Here is a 4,018-nt window from a genome sequence, read left to right on the forward strand (position 1 = left end):
AAGCAATTTACCAGGATCTGAATTCCCATCATTAAAAATTAAATGAAGATGACTAGGCATTATGCAGTAAGCAAAAAGGCACATGCCTTTGTTTTTGCAACAATACTCTAAACTGTCAGTAACGATTGAAAATATTGTTCTCGTACAAATATATCAATCCAATATACCCTTACAAAGTACAAACCTTCTTTATTGTGGAATTTGTATTTTCTACTCAAACCTTATTCAAAGATAAATTACAAGCTAATTTAAATAACATTTTATAATTATTTGGAACAATATAACCCTACTCACATTTTACTATAAGTGAGGGCTGTTTACATTATTTTCTTTAAAAATAGATACGAGCGAAACGCTCGCACCAGCAGTTTGTGCATTATCGGACTATCGAAGGGGATAAAATCTTGTACTATTTTTACTTTGGCAAGGCAAATAATGATAAATTAGTAAAGCTATTTCTTTCAGAAAATAACATTCTTGAGATTCCTAAATATAATTGATAACTCAACACTTCTCCTATGGCTAATACAGATATGACTATACGTCACCGTTTAATAATAAACAAAATAAGACGAGGTACATGTACACTAAAAGATATTAGTAAGCATCTTGAGAATGAGTCAAAAATATATGGCTACGATCTTACTGTTAGCTCTCGCACGCTGAAAAGGGATATGGATGCAATAGCTTCAACTTATAATATTGAGATAGTTTGCAATAAGTCAGACAACACCTATTATATTGAGTCAGATCAAAATGATTATGAAGGAGAACGTATATTAGAGGCTCTTGATGTTTTTAATGCGCTCAACATATCTGATAATCTTAAAGAGTATATTCAATTTGACAAAAGAGCAGTTGGAGGTACTGAGTATCTGCAAGAACTACTATCAGCCATTAAAACCAAAAAGCAAGTTAGTTTTCTATATCAAAAATATTGGGATGATAAGCCCCTAGAACGTACCGTTGCTCCTTATGCATTAAAGGAATTTGCAAACCGATGGTATTTGTTAGGACACGAAATTGGGGATACGGTGTTTAAAACTTTTGCTCTAGACCGATTTCAAAGTCTAAAAACCAGTAGATTTAAATATAATAGAAACAAGTATTTTGATCTTAATGACTTTTTTAAAGACGCTTTTGGTATTATCACACCCAAAGGTCTGGAAGCAGAAGAAATCATCTTATCCTTTGTGCCACACCAAGGAAAATATATCAAATCCCTTCCGCTACACAATAGTCAGCAAATAATTGCAGACAATGATGATGAGTTAAGAATAAGCTTAAAAATTTTGCCGAGTTTCGATTTCAAAAAAGAAATTCTATCCTATGGGGCTTTGGTTAAGGTGATAAAACCTGAATCGTTAAAAAAAGAAATTCAAGAAGAACATATTAAGGCCGCCCAATATTAAATATGTTGAAATTATTTGGCTTGACATTAAAACATCTCTAATAATATTGTTGCTGATAAAAACTGCATTTTATCACTCCGACATATTTTGTCTTTATTTCACTTTATATTTGTTTATGAAAAAATAAAAAGTGCCTTATGAAACAAGCATGTAATCTGGAGATTGCACATACGGCGATAATTGACATGCGACTTCCATATGGCAAAAAAATAAAATTTTAATCATATGAAACGACGAAATGCCATAAAAAACATGATGCTGATCTCTGCACTACCTCTTATACCAATAGAGTTATTTGCTTTAAACAAAGCAAGTAAACCCATACATTTCGTAGCTGTCGGCGATGCTGGCACACGCATTCTAGAATACATCAAACAAAAAGAAAAATCTGCCCTATACACTACAGTTAATTTTTTGTGTGATGATACTGATTTGGCTGACGATATTAATAGCATAATATTAAACCAGCCTGTTCATAAAAAGTATGGAAAACATATTATTATTCCCGACTTAACGGCTAAGTGTGATTTCCCCGAAGAGCTGGTAAAACTCTTTTCTACTGGTCACAGATATATTATAGTAGCTGGCTTAGGTGGTTCAACAGGAACATATTGGACTAAGTATATCCAAAAACATTTGGCTAACAATCACCTTGATTATGAAATATATTGCAGTCTCCCTTTTAGATTCGAAGGAAAAACGCAGAGGGAAAGAGCCATGTTTGCCCATAAGGATTTGCTTGATGACAAGCACTATTACTTTTTAGAATTAGAAGAAACTAGGCAAAAACACCAACAATTGCAATTGGTGGAAGCTTTTTATATGGGCGATATAAGTATTCACCAACTTTATAAAAAAAGTCAAGCATGAAGCTTGATATCAAGAAGCAATTATTGGCAAGAAATGATTCTTTATAATAAATAGCTCGCTCAAAGGTAATACTGTTGTTGCTCATAACGAACCTTTCGACCGTAATGTTTTGATAAAAAGCATGAAGGATATTGGTGTGGAATACTCCGATTTACTTTTACCAGAGCGATGGAAATGCACCTATAAAATTCATGGTTCATCGCTAGATGTGTGCTGCAAAAAATACAATATAGCCTTAAATCACCACGAAGCACTGAGCGATGCCAGAGCTTATGGAGAGTTGTATCTGATTTATTTGAAAGAATTGATGTTTTAGATTGTTTTGTTAACTTCAAAGGACAATAATTAGAATCGGTTTTAACCCAATATATATTACTGTAAAATGGAAGTAGAAAAAATAAAAAAACTACTCGACAGAGTTAGTAAAACAATAGAAAAGAGTGAAGAAATCGCCCGTTTAAAGCAAGAGGATTTCAATATATTCTCAATCTTAAGAAAAGAGCACGACGAAGAACATTTACACTCTGCTTTTTTAGCTGAACTTTTAAACTGTAATGGCTCTCATGGTTTCGGTACTGTTTTTTGCAAACTATTTGTAGAAATGTTTTGCAAAGGAGAATTTGATGTTGACAATACTGTTAAGGTAATTACAGAAAAACATACTGTAGATTTAGGACGAATAGATATTTATCTTGAAAATGAAAAAAATCAAAAAATTGCCATTGAAAACAAAATTCACGCTGGAGATCAATACCAACAGCTCAAAAGATATCATGAGCATCTAAATGGAAATGGCAAGTTGTTTTATTTGACCCTTGACGGTACCGATCCTAGTGATGAAAGTAAAGGGGATTTAGAATCTACAGTACATTATGAATGTTTATCATATAGAAATGATATAATTGATTGGCTGCAAGCTTGCTTAAAAGAAGCCGTAAATCATGCCACAGTCAGAGAAACCATCAAACAGTATGTAGTTCTACTAAAGAGACTTACGAATCAACTACTTAACAAAGAGTTGGACAATGAAATTCTCGAGATTATACTTACAGAAGATGAAAGTCTAAATAAAGTTAAACTTATTGAAGATCATATTGTAGAATTTGAGAAATACATAAACACTAATAATGATTCTAAAGTAGATAACTATATATTTAATTTGTTGAGTAATGCAGAATACCTAAAAGCCGCAAAAGTAGTTAAAGCAAAGAAATCAGATGTATATAAATATTTATTATCAACAAAAGTGAACTGTCTAATAGCATCGCTTATAAAAGTTGGAATTAATAATTTGGTTGAAATAGAAAGAGCAAATAGAGGAGGTGACGGTTTTTTTATAAAAATTAAAACATACCAAATTAGCAACAAATCTTATGATCTTGTACTACACTTTGAGTTGGGAAATGAAAAGTATTTCTTTTGTATAGTTGAGGATGGTAAAAAAAGAAATCCGCAAATAAATAAGTATGATATTTTCAATGATATTCATAACGAACTTTGTGAGCATCTTGACAATGAATATAAAATTAGTCGAACTGGATATGCTATTGGGAAATCAGAAAAGTTTGTCATAAAACATCAAAAAGGAAAAGAATGGCTTTACCAGAATAACGAAGAAATATATACTCAAGTCTCAGAGAATGTGAAGAAAATAATTAATAAAATCAATAGCAATTAAAAAACTTATGAATATACAATGTCCAAATTCTGGTGAAGAATCACAAGATTGATAAAAC

4 protein-coding genes are annotated in these 4,018 nt (G+C 31.7%); all 4 read left to right on the top strand.

Features of this window, described 5'->3' with window-relative positions:
• Window positions 1–518 precede the first annotated feature (518 nt).
• The 4 genes from ACT3CE_RS18790 (at window position 519) to ACT3CE_RS18805 (ending at window position 3,960) form a co-directional block, all read left to right on the top strand.
• Window positions 519–1,412 (top strand): helix-turn-helix transcriptional regulator, encoded by an 894-nt coding sequence (locus ACT3CE_RS18790; protein ID WP_444711298.1) that lies wholly within the window; start codon window positions 519–521, stop codon window positions 1,410–1,412.
• Between the two features lie 225 nt (window positions 1,413–1,637).
• Complete coding sequence (locus tag ACT3CE_RS18795; RefSeq protein WP_444711299.1) at window positions 1,638–2,282, top strand: hypothetical protein; 645 nt, start codon at window positions 1,638–1,640, stop codon at window positions 2,280–2,282.
• Between the two features lie 121 nt (window positions 2,283–2,403).
• The gene (locus ACT3CE_RS18800; RefSeq protein WP_444711300.1) at window positions 2,404–2,598 is read left to right on the top strand and encodes a hypothetical protein; all 195 of its coding nucleotides are present in this window, start codon (window positions 2,404–2,406) and stop codon (window positions 2,596–2,598) included.
• A 66-nt stretch (window positions 2,599–2,664) separates the two neighbouring features.
• Entirely contained in the window at window positions 2,665–3,960 is a 1,296-nt protein-coding gene (locus ACT3CE_RS18805) for a PDDEXK-like family protein (protein WP_444711301.1), read from the top strand.
• The last annotated feature ends 58 nt before the right edge of the window (window positions 3,961–4,018 follow it).

It is taken from the genome of Marinifilum sp. RC60d5, from assembly GCF_052400665.1.
Lineage (GTDB): Bacteria > Bacteroidota > Bacteroidia > Bacteroidales > Marinifilaceae > JBQTGK01.